Below are 24,281 nucleotides of genomic sequence, written 5' to 3'. Positions count from 1 at the left end.
TGCGGGGTTTTTTCCTGCATCCTTTTTTGTGTGGTATTTTTTAATATTTTTAAAAGTTATTAGAAAATTTTTTGATTTTTAAAAAAGTCATGAGAATTTAAAATTTTTAAATATTTTCAAAAGTTCCAAGGACTTCTACTTTTTTATTCCTTATCATAACTTTTCCCAAAGCTAGGACTGTATCTATATCAAGTGTTTTTTCATCTAGCAAATTTATATCTGCATCGTAGCCGACTTTTATAGACCCCTTATTTTTTAGGGACAATATTTTTGCCGGGTTTGTAGTAAGACCTCTTAGGGCGATTTCAAGGGGGATATCTTCTTTAAAGACACATTCCTTTATGGCTTCAAGTAGGCAAGATGATTTGCCAATGCCTAGTCCAATGTATTCATTTTTTTCGTTAAACATTGGGAAACTTCCTTGTCCGTCTGATGTGAAAGTGAAGTTATCGAGACATATTTTTTCGTCAATTATGCGCCTTAGGGCTTTGGAAATTCTCACTTCGCCATATTCTTTTTCCCAAAGGTCAGGGTCATCGGCACCAGTGAAGTCACAGTAGCCACCACGCTTTAAATATTTTATACTTTCTTCAAAAAGTTCAGGATTTCTGCCACAGTGAGTTGGCAAAAATTGTGAAATAGGAATTTCCGTTTCATCTACTGCACGATTTAAATAGTCTAAGTTGGATTTTCCATCGCCCATGTGGATGTTAATTATGCCAGCCTTGCCAGAAAGCATGCCTGCAACTCTAACATTTGCTGCAAGTCTAATAAATTCTTCAAAACTTGGCTGAGATGATCTGTGATCAGATAGGGCAATTTCTCCTGCGCCAATTATTTTATCAATTGACATTATATCCTTCATGACATCGCCAGTTAGGGTAGGCGTTGGTATTTGATAGGCTCCTGTGTAAATATAGGATGTAATTCCTTCTTCTTCTAGACCTCTAGCCTTGGCAAGGAGGGCAGATATATCTCTTGCCATTCCATCTGTGCCAAGGGTACCAACAACTGTTGTTACGCCAGCTTTTGTTAGGGTGGATAAAGTGATTTCCGGCGTCCTTGTTTTAAAGCCGCCTTCTCCACCGCCACCAAGTATGTGAACATGGCAGTCTATAAAACCTGGTGTTAAAATTTTTCCTCTCCCGTCAATTTCTTCAACTTCTAGAGAAGATATGTCTATTTTAATTTCATCTTCTATGGCTGCAATTTTATCGCCAAGAATTAATAGGTCCTTTGTCCCTAAAAAATCTGGACTATAAACTTTTGCCTGCCTAATAACTTTAATCATTGTATCCATTTTTTCACTTCCTATTGGAAATTAATAAGGACTGCAATAATTAAGATTATTGAGCCAAGTAGGAAGAAGAAGGCTTGCATTTTAATTTGGAATTTTGCCCACTTAGACCAATCAATGCCAGCTACACCAAGGACACCAATTAAACTTGCTGAAACTGGTGTGAAGGCATCCATAAAGCCTGCGCCCATTTGGTAAGCGAGAACTGCAATTTGTCTTGAAAGTCCAACGAGGTCTGCAAGAGGTGCCATAATTGGCATAGTAAGAGCTGCTTGACCTGAATTTGATGTTACAACTAAGTTAAAGAGTGATTGGAATAAATACATGCCAATTGCTGCTATGGCTTTTGGCACTCCAGCGAAGGCATTGCCCATGGAGTATAGAATTGTATTTAAAGCAGAGAAAGAATTTGCATCGCTGCCACCAAGTACAATTAAAATACCCTTAGCCATACCTACAACAACTGCAGTTCCAGCAAGATCTGCTGCACCAGATTGGAAACATGAAGCCATATGGTTAATTGTCATATTATTTAATTTAAAAATTACAGCAGTAAGACCTGCAGCTAGACCCATTACAAAAAATTGGGAGGCTATTTCTGGGATGTAGTAACTTTTTTCCATAACTCCCCAAACTATCCAAATTAATACTGCTAGCATTTCAAGAAGGATAAGCTTGTGACCAAGCTTAAATTCTTGGGCTGAATTATCTTCTGCAAGTTTTGCTCTAAATTTGTTGTCAGTTTCATAGACAACAGAAAGAGTTGGAGTTTTTCTTATTCTTTCTGCGTAAACCATAGTGTAAGCTGCACCAAGACCTGTAACAACAACCCAACAAGCAAGTCTAAAGCCCGCGCCAGATAAAACTGGTATGCCAGCTATACCTTGAGCAATGGCAACAGAGAAGGGACTCATCCAAGAAACGGCATTGCCAAGTTGTGATGCAACAAAAGTTACAGTGACGGCGACAATGGAGTCGTAGCCAAGGGCAATGACAAAGGGAACCATGACCATGGAAAAAGGTATAACCTCTTCACTCATGCCAAAAGTAGCTCCACCTAATGAAAATAGGTAAAATATAATTGGAATTGCAAATTTTTCAAGGCCCTTTGTTTTATTAATTACAGCATAAATACCAGCGTCAATGGCACCAGTTGCCATGATAATACCAAAGGCTCCACCTACAACTAAAAGTAGGGCAACAATACCAACGGCAGAACCGTATTTATCGCCAGACACAAGACCTTCAAATAAATAGTTTAGAAAACCAAAGCCATTAAAGTCATCTGTTCCCCAAATTTTTGCTGTCTTATTTAAGTTGACAGTCTTATCATAAAAATTATCCCCATAAAGTCCATATAAAGTATCATCTGTCAAACCAACCTCATCAAGTGCACCTTGGTCCCAGGAATCAGCTGGAGTTTTTAGAAGTTCAGCAAAGGCCTCCTGGTCAATTTCCTTTTCCTCTAAGGCTTTTTTATCTTGGTATAATTTTCCTAAGTTTTGGGATAAGAAATCCTTGTTAAGAGGGTGCATATATCTAAAGGTATCGGTTTGTAAAACTGTTCTTGTGTCGATTTCTCCTGTGGCATTTTTATACTCAACATCGTGAGTTGAAAATTTACCAGCTGGAATTAGAAATGTAAGAAACCAACAAATAAGAACTACAACAAAAATAATTGCATAGGTATGCGGTGTTTTAAATTTTGTTAAATCTTTTTTTCTCATAATTTTCTCCTTTCGAGTTTAAAATTTTATAACGATAAGTTAAAGATATAATTTTTGCTTTTTTAAGCTAGCCACAAAAGTTTATATCCTTGTTAGTAGTATATATCAAAAGGTTTTCACTGTGTAGTAGTAAGGATATAAAAATAAATTTTTTTAAGTCTTTATAATTATTAAGAAGTTGATAATTTTTAATTTTAGATTGTTGATAAAGTCTTAGCCAAGAAAAAAGGCTATGAGTTTTCATAGCCTTTCTTAGTATGTTTTCGATTTGGTTAGTTAATTTTTATCTTTTTAAAGATTTATTTATTGTTTTTATTTTGTTTTGAATAGGCTCTAGTTTTATATAAATTACGATAAAATTCTAAAAAGATTAATAATTTTAAAAAAGGATTTAGATTATCCTATTCAAGCCATTTACATAAGGGAAAAGTCAGTAATATTTTTAATTTTTTTGATTATGATATCAATTGATAAATTATCGTATTTTGGTATATAAATTCAAAAAATAATATGTTAAACTATAAAAAGTTATCGTTAATGATAAACATTATTGTTAAAATATTTGGAGGTAATATGAATAAAAATTTAAAAAGATACTCTTCGCTAGGTTTATCTTTAATTTTTGTAATGAGTTCTTTTAATGGAGTTTTTGCTGAAGGCAATAACATTAATAAGTCTTTAAGCGAGACTGAGAGAATTGTAAGAAGTCAAAAGGAAATGAATTTCAAGAAAAGTAAAATTCTTGAAGATTTTGAAAAAGATGAAGCTTGCGTAAAGGTTAAGAGGGAAAAGGTAGTTTACTTTGTAGAGTTTGATGATAAAGCAAATAAGGATCAAGTTATACAGAGTTTAAAAGAAATTAAGGATGTAAAAGTTCTTTATGAGTACAATATTTTGTTCCAAGCTGTTTCTGTTGAGGCATATCCTGAAGTGCTTGACAAGTTAAAAAGCATCAAGGGTGTAAAAGATGTCGAAAGGGCTGGAAAGTTAGTTCCTCTTATGGAAAATGCAAGAAAACTTGTTGGTGTCGACAGGGCAAGTGATTATTTAAAAAGTTTAAATGCAATTAATGCAAATCTTGGCAAGAACTATGATGGTAGAGGGATGATTATTGCCAACATTGATACGGGTATGGATGCAAGTCATAAGGCTATGCGTATTGATGATGACGCTAAAAATTCTCTAAAGTTAAAAAAGAAAGATCTAAAGGGTTCTGATAAGGAGTTTTGGCTTTCTGATAAGGTACCACATTCTTTTAATTACTTAAATGGTGGAAAGATAACAACAGAGAAGTATGATGATGGTTCAGATTATCATGACCCACATGGCATGCACATTGCTGGGATTTTGGCTGCTAATGACACTGATGAAGATATTAAAGCCCATAAGGGAATAAGGGGTATTGCTCCTAATGCTCAACTTTTTTCTTACAAAATGTATTCAGATGCAAGCGATGGATTTGCTGGTGATGAAACTATGTTTCACGCCTTTGAAGACTGTATAAAACATGATGTTGATGTTATTTCTGTTTCTTCTGGATTCACAGGAACTGGCTTGGCTGGAGAAAAGTACTGGCAAGCTATTAGGTCTTTGAGAAAGGCTGGAATTCCTATTTGTGTAGCGACAGGTAATTATGCAACTTCATCTTCTAGTTCGTCGTGGGACAGGTATGCGAATAATGCTTTAAAGATGACTGATACTGGCAATGTAACAAGAACTGCTGCTCATGAAGATGCAATAGCCGTTGCTTCTTCTAGAAATACAAAAATTGAATATGAAGGCGTAAATATTGGAGGCAAGGATTTTAGGTATTCACAAATTGGTGCTTTCTTCGATAAGGGAACTTTCAAACAAGATAAGTACAAGTTCATATATTTGGGACAATGCCAAGATGAAGATATTGCTGGTAAGGATCTAAAAGATAAGATTGTTGTAATGGATAGGATCTATACCAAGGACTTAAAATACTCTTTTAAAAAGGTATTTGATAAGGGAGCAAGGGGCGTAGTTGTAGTTAATACAGTATCCTATTACAACAGAGATGATTGGGAAAATATTCCTGCAATGGGATATGAAGAAGATGAAAATACAAGAGTTCCTGTTTTTTCTGTATCAGGTATGGATGGAAAGTTAATCTGGGATATGATTTGCGGCAGGACTCCTGATGAAAAAGAAGATTTCAAGACAAAGAACTCTGACTATAGAATTGATATGGAGAAGTATAATTCTAAAAAACCTAAGGTTGGAGAGGAAAAAGAGCTTAGTATAAAATTCTTGGATCATAAGATTGCATGGGAAGATACTAATGTGCCAGCTGGTTCTACTTCTTGGGGTCCTAGAATAGATTTGATGTTAAAGCCAGATGTATCTGCTCCAGGTAAGAATATTTATTCAACTTTGAATAAGATAAATGGTGTTGATACTTATCAATATATGTCGGGAACATCTATGGCGACTCCTGTTGTTTCTGCTTCTACTGTCTTGATTAGGCCAAGGGTGAAGGAGCTTGTCAAGGAACCGGTTATTAAGGCCAGGGGAATTGATATAACTTCTCTTACTAAAATAATGCTTCAGAATACTTCTAGACCAATGATTGATCCAACAACCGATGACGGCAAGGGCAATTATCTATTTGCATCCCCAAGACAACAGGGATCAGGTCTTATTAATGTTGAGAGGGCATTGAAGAGTAATTTAATTGTGTCATATAAGGTGGAAGATTCACTTGGAGAAATGAACTCCTATGGAGCTGTTTCTCTTAAAGAAATAAAGTCAGACAAAAAAGATTTTACTATAAATATAGACAATCCTTCTGACAGGGATATTACTGTTAAAGTTTCTTCATCAAAGGTAACTACTGATGGAGAAGTTAATAAGAAAAAATTAGATGAGCAATATAAGGATGAAAAAAGTAAGGATGGTATTCAAAATATTGCAGAGATCCACCCTACAGAAGTTAAGGGAGCAAGTATAAGTTTTGCACAAGATGAAATTACAATTCCTGCAAGGGGTTCTTTTAACTTAGGTGCTACTCTTAATGTTGGAGAGGCAAAGGAAAAGGATAAGTTTGTTGAGGCCTTTATTAATTTTGAATCTAAGGAAGAGAAGGAGAATGTAAAAGATCCACAACCTTCACTTTCAATGCCAGTAATGGGCTTTGCAGGAGATTGGAACAAAGAACCAATTGTTGATAAATGGGCTTGGGAAGAAGGTTCAAGATCAAAGGGGATTGTAGGTTATGATGATGAAGGAAATCCTAAAATTCCAGGTACATTAAATAAGGGCCGTGGAGGAGAGCATGGTATAGATTTATTTAAGCCAGCTGGTGTAATTCAAAATAGAGAAAATGAAAATAAGACTCTAGACCAAGATCCTGAATTATTTGCTTTTAACAATTCTCAAGATTTTACAATGAGTTCCACAGGTGATAGTAAAATTATTTCTAAAAATGAAATTGACAGGGGACTTACTCCTAGTCCTTTGATATTAAGATCAGCTTCTGATTGCAAAATTTCCATTGTAAATACTATGGATGAAAAGAATCAAAAAGATCTTAAGGTAATTACAGTGGATCATTTTATAAAGGGAATTTTAAATTCTAAGAGAAGTGATGCTAAGGGTATTAAGTCTTCAAAATTAAAAGTTTATGGAGATTTGAGATGGGACGGATTGATTTATAATCCTCACGCAGAAGATAAGAATGATCCAAATTATGTGGAAGGAAAATTTGATCCTATTGCAGAAGGTCAGTACTATTACAAGTTCCAATATAGGCTTTCACCAAAATATCCTTATCAAGTTTCTTATATTCCTGTAAAAATTGATAGGACTCCACCTCAAATTATTAGCTTAAATGCAGATAATCCTGATGAGATCATCTTAAAGGTTAAGGATACTTACAATGTTCAAAAGGATCCCAATAAGACTTTATTCCAAAGGGATCAAGAAAAGAATTCAAATGATTTTGCAGTAACTAATAACAAGGTTTGGTTTGCTGGTGCGGCTTTTGTCACTGAAGATGGTGAAATCGAGGAGAATTTAAAGGTAGTAAATACTGGAAAAGTTGACAAGTATGGAAGTTTTCAAATAGACGAGGAAGGAAATTCTGTTTACAAGATTCTTGGAGCAAATAAAAATCTTCTTGGTAAAACTTTAGAGGTGGCTGCACTTGATGGAGCGTCTAACTTCACTAATCTTTATAGGGTTAAGTTCGACGATAAAGTCAAGGATGGAAAACTTGCTTATTACTTGGAAGGAAATGAAAATACTAAGCTTGGAGAAATTGATGCGTCTAAACTTAAAAATGTAGAAGTAAAAGAAGATGACAAAAAAGATAATAGTCCAAAGGATGATCCAAAGAAAAATTATGGGAACCCTGAAATAAGTATTGAAAAGAATAGCTCTTATATACAAGAACTTACAGAAGCTGATACAAAAAGAATTATAGAGCCAAAAGAAACAAAGAAAACTAATGAATTTACAGGAGAAGAAAGCATAGATTATGACTATGGAGATATTAATTCTATAGACGAATATGGTATTCCTTCAAATTATTCTGATGGAACTCCGATGGAATTTAAAGATAAAGATGTAAGTGTTTTAAAAGCTATGGGATATGTTGGAAAAGTCATCCCAGACTCAAATGGTGGATTTGACATAAAGGGAGAAATTAAAAATGTATCTCCTGATGCAAAAATTTATTTTAAATCTACAAGAATGTCAAAGACAACTAAAAAAGAAGAAGTTAAAAAAGTGCCGGGTTCTTATGATGAAAAAACTCACTCTTTCAAATTTAATCTATGGGCAAATAAGGATGATGTGGATAATACTAAGGGAATTGACTACAAGGGAGATCTTGAATTTTATGTAGTGGATAGTGGAAAGACAAGTAAAAGTATTTTCCTCAGAATGCCAAAGGAAATAAATGATAGTGTAGAGAAAAAGCAAAAGGCAAAACTTTTAACTTCACAAAAAAGCATTATTGAACTTGGAGAAGCTGAACTAGGTGGCGAACTTAAAGAGAAAAAGGATGAAAATGGAAAAACTTACTATGAAGTAAAAGATGAACTTAGAATTAGCAAGGGTTATGGAGTTAGGATTATATCCAGAAATCCAGGTAAGACAGGCCTAGATGCTAACTATAAAGAAGATTTCATAAATAATGATAAAGATGTAGAGACTGTTGATGCACTTATCAGGGGTCTTGATGGATTTAATGTAATTAGATATGAAATTTACAAGTTAGATGGCAGTGGAGAATTTAAAGAAGAAAACTTAGTTGAAGAAATGGGCAAGTGTCTTTACATCGATAGGGATGGAGTTCAATTAGACATGGACCAAGATACATTTAATCCTTACAGTGATGGAGAAAAAGGGGAACTTTATGTTAGGAAGAGTCCACATACCCTAAGAGGAAGGATTGGAGATAAGGGTGGCTTCAACTGGCATCTTAGAATAAATGAATCAATGGTAGACCAATATTTAATTTATGGCGATTTGAAATCTGACAACTCAAAGGATTTTGAAGTTACATTTGATGTAAGGGACAATGATGTAATGGATTGGTCTGCTAAGGACTATAAATTAAATGGTCCACAAAAAGGAATATTATCACAATATAGGATTTATTTAGATAGAGCTAAGCCAGATATAAAATTGTCTAAAGATAAAATTAGTGAAAATGACCTTTTATTAAAATATAAGGACAAAACTTATCATCTAAATATCTCTGATAAGAGAGATGGCGACAAAGCAGGACGTATAGAAAGCAGTAAAATTTATGTAAATGGAAGGGAATTTAATCCTAATGAGTCACTTGAAGCTTATGCTAAAGATGGAAAAGTTGAAGTAAAAGTAAGTGCAAGTGACTATGCAAAGAATACAAGTGTAAAAATTTATTCTATAGACCTAGATTCAGATACAATTACTGACGTAGAAAACAAGAAGATAAATGTAAAGGTTAATGGAATAGAAACACAAGTAAAAGAAGGCGAAGATTTTGTACTTCCAGAATTTACTGGACCTGAAGAAAAGGGTAAAAAATTCATAGGATGGAATGTGAGAGGGGTAAATCAAAAACCAGGACATATCTTTATAAGTCAAAAGGACATTGAAATCACTCCAAACTTTGAAGAAGTTAGACAAATTACACACAGGGTTGAGTTTGTAGCCAATGGCGGAAGTGGAAGAATAGAAGGTATTAATGTTGGAGATAAGGAAGAAATAATCTTGCCACAAAATACATTCACTTCACCAAGTGGAAAAGTCTTTGATGGATGGATTGTTTCTGGAAATAGAGGCAAGAAGAATCCAGGAGATAAAATTGAGGTTGATTCAGATATAACTATTACAGCTTCTTGGAAAGATATGGACAAGGAAAGACCACAAGAAGATAATAAACCATCTAATGAAAACAGACCTTCAGATAAGAATAAACCAGCTGATAATTCTATTGAAGGGGAAAACAACTGGGATAAGGGTATTCTTAGGAGGAGAAGCCATGAGAATACTAGTAAAGTTGTGACAGAATCTAATGGCAAAAACACAAGTATCTTCTCCTCTTATAATTCAAATCCAAGTTCTATTGAAAATCACTGGGCAAAGAAGGCTATTATGTATGCAGTGGATAAAAATTATTTCAAAGATATAGCTGACCTAAATAACTTTATGCCAGATAAGAGTCTAACAAGATCTGAATTTGTAACTATACTTGGCAGAATTGCAAATGTAGATACAAGTAAGTATAAGGACAAGGTCTTTAATGATATTGATGCAAACAAGTATTATGCACCATACATTGATTGGGCTTATAAGAATAAAATAGCAAGTGGATTTGGCGACGGTAAATTTATGCCTGACAAGGAACTTTCAAGAGAAGAAATGTGTGCCTTTTTATCGAGATTTAACAAGGTTCATAAGATAAATAATAAAGAAGAAAATATTAATATTAGCTTCAAAGATGAAAAGAATATTTCGGATTGGTCTAAGGGATCTGTAAGAGAAATGGTTAGACTAGGTCTAATCAAGGGAATGGATGATGGAAACTTCATGCCAAAAGAAAAATTAACAAGGGCACAAATTGCTCAAGTAGTATTTGGGATTAAGTAAAAGGTCAAAATAAAAAAACTATGAGGCTCGAAAAATCGAGCCTCTTATTTTATTTCTTAGAGGAACAAAATAAACTTGCAAAAAAGATATGATTATTTAGGAAAGATAATATTTGAAATAGGATATTATTTACAATGACGTAGTAGATTATAAATAAAAAGGGAAGTTTTTGTTTTTCTGGAATAAGAATTTTTGGAAAGTCTCTTGAAGGTCTTATAAATTTTTCTTGTTTATGAATGAAAAATCTGCGGGCAGATTTATTAAAATTTCTTACAGAAATTTGATCAAGTCTAAGCCAAGAAAAAAGCTATGAGTTTATTCTCATAGCTTTTTTAGTATGTTTTCGTTTTTGGTTAGTTAATTTTTATAGAGTGCATATTTTTTCTAAATAAATAATTTTTAATAATAATTTTTCTGAATTAGTTTAAAATTCTAAATAAATAATTGTTAATCCCATGGGTTAGTCCTTGTGGGACATTTTTTTAAATACTTGGGCGTATTTATGGAAGAGTTTTTCCAATTCCTTGACGCTATATTTTTTGCTGTAGGGGCTGTGCATTAGGTCTCTTAGGACATCTTGGATTTTGTTGTGAATCTTTATGTTTGTAACTATGGATGTCTTTGCCTGCAAAGGATCCTTTTGAATTTTTTTGAAAAACATATTGTTTTCGTTTATGAAGAAATTAAATTTATCAAGGCCAGTGGATTTTAGATATCTGTTGTCGTTAATAATGTAAAAGTTTATATTTTCATTTTTTTCCATTATTTTAATAATATTTTTTAGGTGAGCTTCAATTTCTTGTGGACTTAATTTTGCCTTTGTGGAGCAATATAAGATATTTCCCGTTTCAAAATAATTTAAGAGGCTAGTCCTTGTAGTCAAAAAGTTTATTTTTGCATCTACAAAAAGTTCTTCCCACAAAAGTTTTATATCTTCAATTTCTTTTTTCTTTAGGTCCTTGTCTTCGTCAATATTTTCAAGAATTTTATCAATTATTTCATTGGGAAGCAAGAATTCGAAACCGTAATTTGACAAAAATAAAAATTCGTTGTCAGAGTAGAAATATTTTCTGTAATTTGTATTTGCCATATCTTGGGGAGGTGCTGTTACAATTATTTTATTTAGCCTTTCAAAGAAATTATCCATAAAGGAGGAAATTTCAAAAATGGTGTCAAGTTCTCTGCCAGAGGTTAAAGTTGAGTAATCTTCTCTTTCGGCGATGATTATATACATTTCGCCCTTTATAAGTATAAAGTCGCAGTGAGTGTAGCTGCGTTCATAAAATTCCATATTTATGGAGGAATTATCAGTAATAATTTTTAAGAGATCGATTTTTTCAACTTCATCTTTTTTGCAAACTAGGTGGAGGCTAACTTCCACATTTTTTGCAGCTTTTTTTAGGCTTTGAATAAGTATTTCTGCATAGGGACTTGTTATGTCAAAAGTTGCCCAAATGTCAAGGTCTCTATTTTCCAAAATTAATTTATCTAGGATTTCCTTTAAGTCGCCTTCCACACTTGATGTTTTGAAGATGAAATTTGTAAGAGATGGGCTTTCTTCCTTTAAATCTGTATTTGTGTAGGCATAAGATTCATTTAGGAGTTTATAGATTAATATTTCAAGACCTTTTTCCTGGTCTTTTTTTAAGATTTCTGAATTTTTAAGCTCAAAACTAAGAAGAAAGTCCTTGACCTTGTCTTCTTCAACAAGAGCCCTTGCAAAGAGGGGAGCAAGTTTTCTATTTATTGTGTAAATATTTTTTGAAGATGGCAATTTTTTGCCAGAATTCCACTTGCTTATGTAGGATATGTCGTAGTCCAAGGCATAGGCAATTGTAGATAGTTTTGTATTTGTCATGTCTGTTAAAATTTTAAAAACTTGTCTGTATTGCCACATATTTTTATCCTTTCTTAAAATAATATGTTTAAATTATATGGTTTTGTTGAATAAAAGTCAAATATTGTAAAGATTATTCAACATATTGCAAGTTCAAATAAACCGTTTTTTTACAATTAGGTTATATAATTAAATTACTAAGAATATTTTTAAAAAACTATTGGAGGGAAAAATGGTAAATTATAATTCTGTAACTGATAAAGTTATTGAAGACATTAAAGCTGCTGTTAGCTGCAAAGTATATGTTGGCGAAGAAATTAATATTGACTTCTTCCACGATGAAATGCCTATTTATGGCGAAGGACAACCTGATGTGGTTGTTGATGTAACTTCTGCTGAAGAAGTTTCAAATGTCGTAAAAATTTGTAATGAAAATAAAATTCCTGTACTAGCAAGAGGTGCTGGTACTGGTCTTACTGGCGCTGGTGTTTCAAGATTTGGTGGCGTTATGCTTAATATGCAATCAATGAATAAAATTCTTTCTTATGATGAAGAAAACATGGTTGTTAAAGTTGAACCAGGCGTATTATTAAACGATTTAGCTGAAGACTGTTTAACTAGGGGATATATGTATCCACCTGATCCAGGCGAAAAGTTTGCAACTCTTGGGGGAAATGTTGCTACTAACGCTGGCGGTATGAGAGCTGTTAAGTATGGCACTACAAGAAACTATGTGCGTTCAATGGAAGTTGTTCTTCCTACTGGTGAAATCACTCAATTTGGTGCCACTGTTTCTAAAACATCAACTGGTTATTCACTAAAAGATTTAATTATTGGATCTGAAGGAACTCTAGGAATTATTACTGAACTTACTTTAAAAATTATTCCTGCTCCAAAGGAAACTATTTCTCTAATTGTTCCTTACGAAGACCTTGACACTTGTATTTCAACTGTTCCACAACTTTTCAAGGCTCACTTAAATCCACAAGCTATTGAATTTATGGAAAAAGAAATTGTTAATATGTCTGAAATTTACATTGGCAAGTCTACTTTCCCTAAAGAATTAGAAGGAATTGACATTGGAGCTTACCTTCTTATTACTTTTGATGGAAATGATGAAGATGAACTTAATGACATTATAGAAGAAGCTGCTGAAGTTCTTATGGAAGCTGGAGCAATTGATATTTTAGTTGCTGACACTCCAAACAAGATTAAAGAAGCTTGGGCTGCAAGATCTTCTTTCCTTGAAGCTATTGAATCACAAACTAAACTTCTTGATGAATGTGATGTTGTTGTGCCAATTAACATGATTGCTAAGTATGTTCACTATGTAAACGAAAGAGCTAAGGACTTCCCATTTGAAGTTAAGTCTTTTGGTCACGCAGGCGATGGTAACTTACACATTTACACTTGCTCAAATGACATGGAAAAAGAAGAATTTGTTAAAGAAGTTGAAGTTTTCATGAAGGATATTTATGGAAAGGCTTATGAAATGGGCGGACAAATTTCTGGTGAACACGGAATTGGCTTTGGTAAGAAGGAATTCTTGAAGATCTTCGAAGGGGATGTTAATACTGAACTAATGAGAGGCATTAAAAAAGTATTTGACCCTAACATGATTTTAAATCCAAATAAAGTTATTTAATAAGGAAAAAGGGGATAAAGATGTCATATTTAATTTCTGAAGAAGCAAAGGACTTGCTTTTAGATGTTAGAAACTTCTGTGAAAAAGAAGTTGTTGAAGTTTGTAAAGAAGCAGATAAAACTGGCGAATGGCCAAAAGATTTATATGAAATGGCAAAAGAGCAAGGTTACTTTGCCCTTGAAGTGCCAGAAGAATTAGGCGGACCTGGTCTTTCAAGAGTGGACATTGCTGCTCTATTTGAAGAAATGGCAAAGGCTGACGCTGGTTTTGCCACTACTATTTCTGCATCAGGACTTGGCATGAAGCCAGTTCTCATTGCAGGCAGCGAAGAACAAAAAAATTATGTAGCTGATGTAGCTATGGAAGGTGGACTTGGTGCCTTCTGTCTTACTGAACCAGGCGCTGGTTCTGATGCAAGTTCAGGAACTACTACTGCTGTAAAAGATGGCGACGAATATGTTCTTAATGGTAGAAAATGCTTTATCACTAATGGTGCTGTTGCATCTTACTACTGCATAACTGCTCTTACTGATAAATCTAAGGGCGTTAAGGGTATTTCAATGTTTTTAGTTCCAGCAGGAACTCCTGGACTAAGTGCTGGTAAGGAAGAAGACAAAATGGGAATTAGAACTTCAAACACAACTGATGTTGTACTTGAAGATTGTAGAATTCCTGCTAAAAATCTTATTGGCGAAGAAGGCAAGGGCTTTTCTATTGCCATGAAAACTCTTGACCAAGCTAGAGCATGGATGGGTTGTATTGCAGTTGGTATCGCTCAAAGAGGTATTGACGAAGCTAAAAAATATACAAGTGAAAGAATCCAATTTGGAAAGCCAATTAACAAAAACCAAGCTATTCAATTTAAATTAGCTGACATGGACATCCAAACTGAAGTTGCAAGACAAATGGTTGCCAATGCACTTACAAGAATGGATATGGGCTTGACATACAATAGAGAATCTGCAATTGCAAAATGTTATGCATCTGATATTGCTATGAGAGTTGCTGAAGATGCCATCCAATTATTTGGCGGTTATGGCTACAGTAGAGAATATCCTGTTGAAAAACTTTTAAGAGATGCAAAAATCTTCCAAATTTTTGAAGGTACTAATGAAATTTTGAGAATTGTTGTTGCGAATAATTTATTGAGAGGTTAAGAATGAATATTTTAGTTTGTATAAAAGAAGTGCCTGATGATTCAGTTGCAGTTTCTGTCCAAGGAGACAGGGCTGCAATAGATTCCATCACACCTGTTGTAAATGCCTTTGACACTTACTCCCTAGAAATGGCAGTAAGATTAAAGGAAGCAGTGGAAGGACAAGTAACTGTTCTTTCTATTGGCGGTGAAGATGTTAAAAATTCACTTAAAAACTGTCTAGCTGTTGGTGCTGACAAGGCTTACTTAGTAAAGCGTGATGATTATAGAAATCTTGACGCAAAAATGATTACAGAAATACTTATGGGCGCAAAGGCGAAATTAGAAGAAGAGCTTGGTCCTTTCGACTTAATTTGCTTCGGAAAAGAAACTACTGATGCTGAAGGCTCACAAGTTGGAGTTTACTTTGCCAATAAATCTGATCTTGGCGTTGTTACATCTGTTATCGAAATGGAATTAGATGGGGACAAACTTATCACTAAGCAAGAAATCGACGGTGGATATAGAGAAATCGAAACAAAAACTCCATGCGTTGTTACTATTGCTAAGCCAGATTATGAACCAAGATATCCTACTATAAAATCAAAGATGGCTGCAAGAAGACAAAAAATTGAAGACTTTGAAGTTACTTGTGATTCTTCTTTAACTCTAGAAGAAATTAAAGATTTCGAACCTAAAAAGAGAGAAGCTGGAGTTAAAATTAATGAAGAAGAGCCAGAAGATAGCGTAGCAAAGGCTATTGCAATTATGAAGGAACAAAAGGTTTTATAGGAGGAAAAGATGAAAAATATATTAACTTATATAGAAATTAAAGATGGTGCTCCTATTAAACTTTCTTTAGAAGCTCTTTCTAAGGCAAGTGAAATTGCAATTGAAAAGGGAAATAAATCTCTTGCTTTAATTACTGAAGAATTAAAAGATGATGAATTAAATAAATTAAGGGGAGCAGGAGCAAGTGATATTGTAGTCGTAAAAAGAGATGCTTACAACATGGAAGACTTTTCCAATATTATTGTTGAAGTAGCAAGAAAATATGATTGTGAAGACATTTTTATTCCAGGTACACTAGACGGCAAGGACTTGGCTCCAAATGTAGCTGCAAGTCTTGATACAGTTTCTCTTACAAATGTAATGGACATAAAATTTGAAGGAGAAGATATAATCTTTGTTACTCCTTCTTATGGTGCAACTGTTTTAACTGAATCAAAAATAAATAAGGCTCCAAGAATTATTGTTGTAAGAGCTGGATCTTTTGACAAGAGAGATGACCTTAAGGGTGCTGGAAATCTTGTAGAAGAAAATATTGAAGAAGTTAAGGACCTAAAAGCTATTATTAGAGATGTTGTTACTTCTGCAGCAGCTGAAATAAATCTTGAAGATGCTCCAGTAATAGTAACTTGTGGTAGAGGTGCATCATCTGATGAAATCTTCCCACTTGTTAAGGAACTTGCTGATGTTTTTGGTGCTCCAATATCTGGCACAAGACCAGTAATTGACGATGGAGTTCTTCCAAAGGCTTCACAAATTGGTCAATCTGGTAAAATTGTTTCACCTGCTCTATACATTGGCTGCGGAGTTTCTGGTGCAGTGCAACACATTTCTGGTATGGAAAACTCTGGTTTTATCCTAGCAATAAATAAGGACGAAGATGCTCCTATATTTAATCTTTCTGATGTTGGAATAGTTGGAGATTGTAAAGTTATTCTTCCACTACTTATTGAAGAAGTGAAAAAAATTAAAGCTAACGCCTAGGTGATTTATGAATTATTTAAAGGAATTTGTAATACTGTGTGTTTGCTTAATGCTTGGAGTAGCGACTAGACATCTTATAAATTTCCCCATACCTGAAGCTGTTTATGGTATGATTTATCTTTTCATAGCCTTTGCTGTTGGAATAATAAAACCTGATGATGTAAAAAAGACTTCCAATGGAATTTTACAAAATTTGGCGATTTTATTTGTGCCAGCAGGTGTTGGCATTATAAATTCCTATGACGAGATAAGAGGAAAAGCTCTACTACTTATTGGTCTAGTAGTCCTTGGTACAGCTGTAACTATGGGACTTACTGGGAAAATTATAGAAATTCTACAAAGGAGGAAAAATGTTTAGCAATAAATATTTTGGCATCATTTTGACTTTTGCAACCTTTGAAATAGGAAAAATGATCAACAAAAAACTAAAAACTCCTTTGGCGAATCCTCTTCTAATATCCATTGCCCTATGTATTTTATTTTTAAAGGTGACGGGAATATCTTATGAAGATTATAAGCAAGGTGGAGACTTTATAATGTTCTTCATCGCTCCTGCCACAGTAGCAATGGTTGTTGATTTGTACGAAAATTTACCTGAACTTAAAAAGAATTTAATCCCAATTCTTTCAGGAACGGTACTTGGCTCATTTATTGCAGTATTTTTTGTGGTCTTTGTCTTTAGCATGCTTGGCATTGACAAAAATCTAGTTGTATCTGCAACTCCACAATCAATTACAACTGCAATTGCAATTTCTCTATCTGAAGAGTATGGCGGAGCTTCTGCTATTACTGCAGTTCTTGTAGTAGTAAGAGGAGTAACTGGTGCAGTTATTGCACCAATGGTAATTAAGCTCTTTAGAATAAAAGACCCAACAGCACAAGGTGTTGCCATTGGTACATCTTCTCACGCAGTTGGTACTTCTGAAGCGAGACTGCTTGGAGAAATTCAAGGTGCCATGAGTGGACTTTCTATTGCTGTGGCAGGTCTTGTGACTGTAATCCTAATGCCTCTTGCAATGAAAGTTATAGATACCTTATATTAAGGCGAATGTTGTTTTAATTTATATAAATTTATTGACCTATTGTCTCCCTCAATAGGTCTTTTTTAATGATAAGAAAAACAGAGACGAGTCTCTGTTTTTCTGGTTTTCACAGCAAATGCGAGCCTTAGCGAAGCATGAGCTGATGAAAAATCTTATCCAGCGAAGGAAGACGATGCGACCGAAAAGGGAGCATTGTCGAGTGAGTCGGATTTCTTGAAATAAATTAAATAAAAAACAAAAAGTAGTCTAAAACCATAAGGCTTCTTTTTCTGGTTTTCACAGCAAATGCGAGCCTTAGCGAAGCATGAGCTGATGAAAAATCTTATCCAGCGAAGAATTTGGAGCATTTCCAAGTGGGACAAGTAAAAAAACAAGGAATATCTCAATAAATACTAACGCAAGCACAAGTATAAAATAGGCTCAAGTGACTTATCAGCCTATTTATTATATAATATATCTTAACAATAAAACGGATAAGGGGTATTAATATGGCAATTTCTTATAAACCATTATGGCACTTATTGGTAGAAAGAGAAATGAACAAAGAAGACTTAAAAAGAGCTGCAAACATAACAAGTAACATAGTTTCTAGAATGAGCAAAAACTCTTATGTGAACTTAGAGTCATTAGAAAAGATTTGCTTGGCACTGGATTGCAGAATTGAAGATGTTATAGAAATTCATAGAAATGAGGTGGAATAAAATTGGGAAACTTATCACAAATAAGAAGAGCTGAAATGCTTGAATACTTAAATCATCTAAAAGAAATTCATACAAATGATGAAAGTAGGATTGCACTTAGCAAGATTGAAACTGCCTTAACTGAGAAAAAATATGGTCTATGAAATAAGATTATATAATTTTATTATTTCCTAGGCGATTTTATATAAATTATCAATGATTAAATCATGATACAATGAATGTAAAGTATAAATAAAAAAACATTAGATTGTTTTTTATATTTATTAAAATTTTTAAGTTATCATACTTATTTAATTCGATTTGTGAAACGACAAAATTTGTAAAATGGGAGTAATTATGACAAAAATTATTAAATTGCTAATTATAGAAGACAACGAAGATATTATTGATTTAATTAAATTATACAAGCCTGGATCTATGGATATATTTGATGCAAAAGATGGTAAAGAAGGATTAAAATTATTTTATGAAGAAAAATTTGATTTGATAATTTTAGATTTGATGCTGCCAATATTAGATGGTTACCAAGTATTAAAGAAAATTAGAGAAACAAGTGATATACCAATTATAATATTATCTTCTAAAAATCTTGACTTTGAAATCATACTCGGATTAGATAAGGGTGCAGATGACTATGTTATTAAGCCATTTAATCCTATGGAATTGTTTGCACGAGTTAATGCATTGTTGAGAAGAGTTGATTCAAAAAATAATAATAAGACTATAAAATCAGGGAATTTAGAGTTGAATATGGAAACTTGTGAAGTATTTCGTTCAGGAAAAATTATAGATCTTACAGGTCAAGAATATAAATTATTAGAATTTCTAATGAAAAACAAGAATAAAGTATTTACTACTGATATTTTATTAGAAAGAATCTGGAATGACAATGAATATTATGATAATAATATAGTTTCAGTTTATATTAGTAGACTGAGAGATAAAATTGGAGATCGAGATTGTGAAAAGAAACATATCATAACAATAAGAGGGCTGGGGTATAAATTTAATGATTAAAAACAAACAAATTACATTCAAAAAATTTTTGTTCATAAGCATAATATCCATTGTTCTTATTGTATATGTATATAACATTTTAACTTCAAGTATTTTGGAAGTAGTTGGGAATAAAATATTTTCAAATATTGCTCATCAGTATTCTGCAGATTATATTTTTGATAATGACCTAAGTGAAAATGAGAATAAAATTAAAAAGCTTGATGGATGGATATTAATTTTAAATAATGATTTATCTTTGAGTTATATATCAGATGATAATGTTCCAAAAGATTATTCTTTTGATGATATTGTAAATCTAAATAAAGGCACCTTTAAATACAAAGACAGAACTTATTTTGCATCTATGAAAAATATAGAAGAAAATGGAATAAACAAATATGGAGTTGTTATTTTACCAACAAAATATATTAGTAATAGGGTGTTTGTTACTCCTAGTATGCAAGATTCGGGATTAATTTTTCTATTTTTTACACTAAAAGTTATTTTATTTATTTTAGGAACTTTTATAATTGTGCTCATATTCTCAAAAGTATTACATAGGAAATTATATAATCCTTTAAGTGAATTAGAAATGGGTTTTAAAAAGTTAAAGAAAGAAGACTATTCATTTAGTTTAAGAAAACAAGAATATAATAATATTTCTGAATTTGATTTTATTCAAAATGAATTTAATTCAACGGTGAAATCATTAAGAGAATTTCAAAAAGAGAGACTTGAAAATGAAAAAAGAAGGATTCAGTTATTTATTGATATAAGGCATGATCTCAAGACACCGATTACTGTTATTAAAGGTTTCTCAGAAGCATTAATTAATGGAAGAATTCCAATAGAAAGTTCTAAAAAATATTTGGAATCTATTGACAAAAATGCATCGAATATAGACACTTTGTTAAACGAATTATCAGAAATTATAGAGTATGAAGATTATTCTTATAGTTTAAATCTTGAGAAAATTGATTTCTGTGAATTTACAAGGAATGCAATAATAGACTTTTTACCTATATTTGAGCAAAATGATATGAATGTAATAATTAACATTCCGGATGAAAAATTATATGTAAAAATTGATCAAAACATATTCTCTAGAGTTTTTAAAAATTTGATGAAAAATATAATTGATCATAATGAAAAACATATTACAGTGTATTTTTCTATAGAAAACTGTTTCAAAAAAGTTAAACTAATTATTGGAGATAGCGGAAATAAAATAAATGAAAAGTTGGCAAAAAATATATTTGAACCATTTGTTACTAATGATACTTCGAGAAACACTTCTAATAAAAATAGAGGGCTTGGTTTATCTATTGCGAAAAAAATTGTAGAGAAACATAATGGAAAAATATTTTTGAATCAAAACAATACAGAACTTTACAATAAAAGCTTTATAATAGAATTAAACAAATTAAATTAAGATATATGGATCTAGGATAATTTTCTAGATCTTTTTTTATTGACTTTTAATTTTAAAATATTTAAGACTGCTGAAAGGTTTATTAATATTAGAGAAAGATTAGAATAGCGTGAGTGTAATATTTATTAGTTATCATATCTATAAATAAGTGATGAGGAGGATTATTGTTATGGAACTATTGAAATTAGAATCAATTACAAAAGATTATGGAAATGGAAAAGGACTATTTAATTTTTCAATGAATTTGAATAAAGGCGAAATTGTAGGTCTAATAGGAATTAATGGTGCTGGGAAAACAACTTTATTAGACACAGTGTCAGGAAAAATTTTAGCAGATTCTGGAGAAATTTTTTATGAGGGGGAAAAATTAGGAATTGATTCTAAATGTAGAAAAAAATTCGGAATTTCTGTTAACCCTGGTTTTTATGATTATCTTAATACTTATGAAAATTTAAAAGCTATTTTATATTTAAATGGAATAAGTGATAAAAAGATTGTAAATGAGAAAATTAAAAATGTTTTAAAAATAGTTGGTCTTGAAAATGTTGAGAACAAAAAAATAAAAGAATTTTCCTTTGGAATGAAACAAAGATTAGGGTTTGCACAGGCAATACTGAATTCAGGATCAATTATGTTATTAGATGAACCGTTTGTAGGTCTTGATGTCAATGGAAGAAATATGGTTAAAGAATATGTAAAAGAAATGGCAGAAAAAAAGCAAATGGCAGTTGTATTTTCGGATCATAATTTAGATGAAGTTAAAGCCTTGTGTAATAGGTTGGTTGTAATAAGAAATGGGAAAAAAATTTATGATGGGAATCTAGATATAAAGAGTTCAATAATAATAAAGGTTAGAGATAGCAGTGGAATTGATGACTCTATTGTTAAAAAAATTGATTCAACTACAGTTGAGGTTACAGAAAGAAATCTTAATGACAAAATAAAGAATATTACAAAAATAACAGAAATAACAAGAATTGAAAAGGTTATAAATCCCTTAGAAAAGATGTTAGAGGTGAATAATAATGTTGAAAATCATTAAATTTGAAATTGGTAAGCAAGTTAAAAGAAAAGAAAATTTAATTTTATTTTTTATGTTTTTAATGCCATTACTTTATTCAATAGGTGTGTACAGAAACTCAAATATTATTACTTACAATAGTAGTGAACTGGTTAATGGACTTTCTTTTGCAAAGGACATGTTTACTTTTATATATATGGCTTTTATTGTTTATATTATATTAGCAATAAATAGTTCAAATATATTAAGAGGAGAAATAGAAAATAATAGTATTAGTATAATGCTCACAAGGATAAACAATAGAAGTAAAATTTATAGAGCTAAATTATACGCTCAAATTATTTATTGGACAGTGATTACATGTTTATTTGTTTTATTTTCTATATTTTGCTATTACATTTTTATATCGAAATTAAAAATTGCAAGTGGTAGCATTGTAAGTAAAGACTGGATAAGTGATACTTTAATAATTATTTCATTATGGTCTTCATACATTTTTGTAATAAGCATGGTTCAAAGTTTGAGTATGAATTTTAAACCTTTTGTTTCTATAGGAATATTTATAATAGTTTTTATAATTTTAATGTACTTGAAAGAGTTTCCTAAAGTTCAATTGGTATCTCCATTTTATTATCTAAATAAAATTTTAGATAATTGGAATACAATTATTTTTGTTAAATATATGATAATTAACTGGGGACTAGTATTTTTATTTTCTTTTTTAGGAATTAAAAAATTCAAAAAAAGTGATCTATAAAAATATATGTTTTATAAATCATTTAATAGATAGAATAAAAGATTGAGTCAAATTTTCTTAAAGTGCCTATAATTTTAGGCACTTTTTCTATATCTGACTTTAAGATAGGTAATATGATATTTTAAACAAACAATTCAAACTATGATATAAATTATAGGACGGGGAGAGTATATCTTCATCGCCTTTTTTTAATACAAGAAAGGAGTTATATATGAAAGATTTAGATCAAATAAGACAAGAATCAAAGGAAATAAAAGATAAAATTGATGATACAGAAGAAAGACTAAGGCAACTAAAAAATCAAGAAAAAAGATATTAAAACAAGACATAGTAAAAAGAAGAAAATAAAGAACTCATAGACTAATAACAAGAGGAGCAATCTTAGAAAGCCTTATAGAAATTGCAGAAGAACTAACAGATGAAGAAATAAAAATCCTACTAGAAGAAGCAACAAAGACAAAAGAATTCAAAGAAATACTAAAAATAATGAGAGAAAATTAAAGAAATAAAATAACCAAATCTCCCTTAGATTTTCTAAGGGCGCAATTATACACCCTAAAGGGTGCTTGCGTCCAGCGGAGCCAAACCCTTGCAGAGACCAACAACCATTCGCTTCTTAAAAGTCAAGGGTAAATAAACTCGCTAAGGCTCGCCCTTGACTTTTAAAATTTGAAATGAAAGTAACAATTAAGCCGACTAACTCGACGATGCGACCGAAAAGGGAGCATTGTCGAGTTAGTCGGATATATTGAAATATATTAAGAACTGCAAAAAAATAAAGCTATGGCAAAACCATAGCTTTAAAAATTTATTTTCTATTTTTTATTTCTTTTATTAAGTCTGGAACTATATTAAATAAATCGTCAACTATTCCATAGGATGCAATGTTAAATATTGGAGCATCTGGGTCATTGTTGATGGCGATAATTGTTGCAGAATTTTCCATGCCCTTTGTGTGTTGGATGGCTCCAGAGATGCCAAGGGCAATGTATAAGTCTGGTTTTACTTGGACGCCAGTTACGCCAACTTGTAGGTCCTTGTCGCACCAGCCAAGGTCAACTACAGCCTTTGTTGCACCAACTGCACCGCCAAGGGCATCGGCAAGTTCTTCTACTAAATGCCAGTTTTCTGGTCCACCAAGTCCTCTGCCGCCAGATACAACTACCTTTGAATTTAAAAGTTTGTCAAGAAGTGGATTGATGTCAGCTTTTTCAAAATCAATGAATTTTGTCTTTAAATCTTCTTCACTTAGTCCAGCTTCTTCTTTTATTATTTCAACTTCTCTTTTTTCGTCACGAGGAGCTTCTACGAAAGACCCTCTGCCAATAGTTGCCATCATCGTTTCAGATAAAATTCTTACATCGCAGAATAATTTTCCGTCAAAGGATGGTCTAATCCACTTTATGTCTTCCTTGTCTTCTGTTAGTTCAACGCTTGAGCAATCGGCAACAAGTCCAACTCCTCTTTTTGCAGAAACTCTACCTGCTAAGTCACGACCATTGTGGCTTGCTGGAAGCATAACTATTGCTGGATCATATTTTTCCATTAGAGCTTCCAAAACTTTTGCATAAGCAAGTGTGCTGTAATTTTCTAAAAGTTCATCATTAACTTCTATAACTTTATCTGCACCATAATAGCCTAATTCTTTTGCAAGTTCATCATTATTGTAGCCAATTTCCACTGCTACAAGTTCTTTATTTAATTCATCAGAAAGTTCTCTTGCCTTTGACATAGTTTCTTTAGTTATAAGTGAAAGTGAACCTTCTGAAGCTTCATTTACTACCCAAATATTTCCTTTTTTCATTTT

Annotated in this window: 17 protein-coding genes and 1 pseudogene; 14 read left to right on the top strand and 4 right to left on the bottom strand. The window is 32.3% G+C overall.

The window, feature by feature from the left end; translation table 11 throughout:
• Positions 1-106 precede the first annotated feature (106 nt).
• Both iadA and yfcC read right to left on the bottom strand, forming a co-directional pair.
• A complete protein-coding gene (gene iadA, locus JOD41_RS05425) occupies positions 107-1,291 on the bottom strand; it encodes a beta-aspartyl-peptidase (RefSeq protein ID WP_239541056.1) in 1,185 nt (394 codons plus the stop codon).
• Positions 1,292-1,311: 20 nt separating this feature from the next.
• Positions 1,312-3,024, bottom strand: coding sequence for a putative basic amino acid antiporter YfcC (gene yfcC, locus JOD41_RS05420; RefSeq protein WP_205051913.1), 1,713 nt, complete (start codon positions 3,022-3,024; stop codon positions 1,312-1,314).
• Between the two features lie 573 nt (positions 3,025-3,597).
• Here yfcC and JOD41_RS05415 point away from each other — a divergent pair.
• On the top strand, positions 3,598-10,131 hold the full coding sequence (locus JOD41_RS05415) for a S8 family serine peptidase (RefSeq protein ID WP_205051912.1): 6,534 nt from the start codon (positions 3,598-3,600) through the stop codon (positions 10,129-10,131).
• A 460-nt stretch (positions 10,132-10,591) separates the two neighbouring features.
• Here the strand turns inward: JOD41_RS05415 and JOD41_RS05410 are convergent, their stop codons facing one another.
• Positions 10,592-12,028: a hypothetical protein gene (locus tag JOD41_RS05410; RefSeq protein WP_205051911.1), complete on the bottom strand. Its 1,437-nt coding sequence runs from the start codon at positions 12,026-12,028 to the stop codon at positions 10,592-10,594.
• A gap of 172 nt (positions 12,029-12,200) precedes the next feature.
• Here JOD41_RS05410 and JOD41_RS05405 point away from each other — a divergent pair, with 172 nt between their 5' ends.
• The 13 genes and pseudogenes from JOD41_RS05405 to JOD41_RS05345 all read left to right on the top strand — a co-directional run bounded on the left by JOD41_RS05405 (position 12,201) and on the right by JOD41_RS05345 (position 22,975).
• Entirely contained in the window at positions 12,201-13,613 is a 1,413-nt protein-coding gene (locus JOD41_RS05405) for an FAD-binding oxidoreductase (RefSeq protein ID WP_205051910.1), read from the top strand.
• A 20-nt stretch (positions 13,614-13,633) separates the two neighbouring features.
• Positions 13,634-14,770, top strand: coding sequence for an acyl-CoA dehydrogenase family protein (locus JOD41_RS05400; protein ID WP_205051909.1), 1,137 nt, complete (start codon positions 13,634-13,636; stop codon positions 14,768-14,770).
• A gap of 2 nt (positions 14,771-14,772) precedes the next feature.
• Entirely contained in the window at positions 14,773-15,540 is a 768-nt protein-coding gene (locus JOD41_RS05395) for an electron transfer flavoprotein subunit beta/FixA family protein (protein ID WP_205051908.1), read from the top strand.
• A gap of 9 nt (positions 15,541-15,549) precedes the next feature.
• Positions 15,550-16,521: an electron transfer flavoprotein subunit alpha/FixB family protein gene (locus JOD41_RS05390; protein ID WP_205051907.1), complete on the top strand. Its 972-nt coding sequence runs from the start codon at positions 15,550-15,552 to the stop codon at positions 16,519-16,521.
• Between the two features lie 7 nt (positions 16,522-16,528).
• On the top strand, positions 16,529-16,879 hold the full coding sequence (locus JOD41_RS05385) for a CidA/LrgA family protein (RefSeq protein ID WP_205051906.1): 351 nt from the start codon (positions 16,529-16,531) through the stop codon (positions 16,877-16,879).
• Complete coding sequence (locus JOD41_RS05380; RefSeq protein ID WP_205051905.1) at positions 16,872-17,564, top strand: LrgB family protein; 693 nt, start codon at positions 16,872-16,874, stop codon at positions 17,562-17,564. Before JOD41_RS05385 ends, JOD41_RS05380 begins: the two co-directional genes overlap by 8 nt.
• 488 nt (positions 17,565-18,052) lie before the next feature.
• Complete coding sequence (locus tag JOD41_RS05375) at positions 18,053-18,265, top strand: helix-turn-helix domain-containing protein (protein WP_008902116.1); 213 nt, start codon at positions 18,053-18,055, stop codon at positions 18,263-18,265.
• A gap of 2 nt (positions 18,266-18,267) precedes the next feature.
• Complete coding sequence (locus JOD41_RS05370; protein WP_205051904.1) at positions 18,268-18,408, top strand: hypothetical protein; 141 nt, start codon at positions 18,268-18,270, stop codon at positions 18,406-18,408.
• 193 nt (positions 18,409-18,601) lie between these two features.
• Positions 18,602-19,282 carry a response regulator transcription factor gene (locus JOD41_RS05365; protein ID WP_205051903.1) on the top strand — a complete coding sequence of 227 codons (681 nt, stop codon included), beginning with the start codon at positions 18,602-18,604 and terminating at the stop codon, positions 19,280-19,282.
• Complete coding sequence (locus JOD41_RS05360; protein WP_205051902.1) at positions 19,275-20,696, top strand: sensor histidine kinase; 1,422 nt, start codon at positions 19,275-19,277, stop codon at positions 20,694-20,696. The genes JOD41_RS05365 and JOD41_RS05360 overlap by 8 nt, the downstream gene beginning before the upstream one ends.
• A gap of 169 nt (positions 20,697-20,865) precedes the next feature.
• On the top strand, positions 20,866-21,738 hold the full coding sequence (locus JOD41_RS05355; protein WP_205051901.1) for an ABC transporter ATP-binding protein: 873 nt from the start codon (positions 20,866-20,868) through the stop codon (positions 21,736-21,738).
• On the top strand, positions 21,722-22,474 hold the full coding sequence (locus tag JOD41_RS05350; protein ID WP_205051900.1) for a hypothetical protein: 753 nt from the start codon (positions 21,722-21,724) through the stop codon (positions 22,472-22,474). The genes JOD41_RS05355 and JOD41_RS05350 overlap by 17 nt, the downstream gene beginning before the upstream one ends.
• Positions 22,475-22,685: 211 nt before the next feature.
• Positions 22,686-22,975: pseudogene (locus tag JOD41_RS05345) on the top strand (DUF3847 domain-containing protein).
• A 307-nt stretch (positions 22,976-23,282) separates the two neighbouring features.
• On the opposite strand, the gene JOD41_RS05340 reads toward JOD41_RS05345, so the two are convergent.
• Positions 23,283-24,278 (bottom strand): electron transfer flavoprotein subunit alpha/FixB family protein, encoded by a 996-nt coding sequence (locus JOD41_RS05340; protein ID WP_205051899.1) that lies wholly within the window; start codon positions 24,276-24,278, stop codon positions 23,283-23,285.
• Positions 24,279-24,281: the final 3 nt, after the last annotated feature.

This window comes from Peptoniphilus gorbachii, from assembly GCF_016908115.1.
GTDB lineage: Bacteria > Bacillota > Clostridia > Tissierellales > Peptoniphilaceae > Peptoniphilus_A > Peptoniphilus_A gorbachii.
Note: the sequence above shows the minus strand (reverse complement) of the source record. Positions and strands in the feature narration are given on the sequence as shown.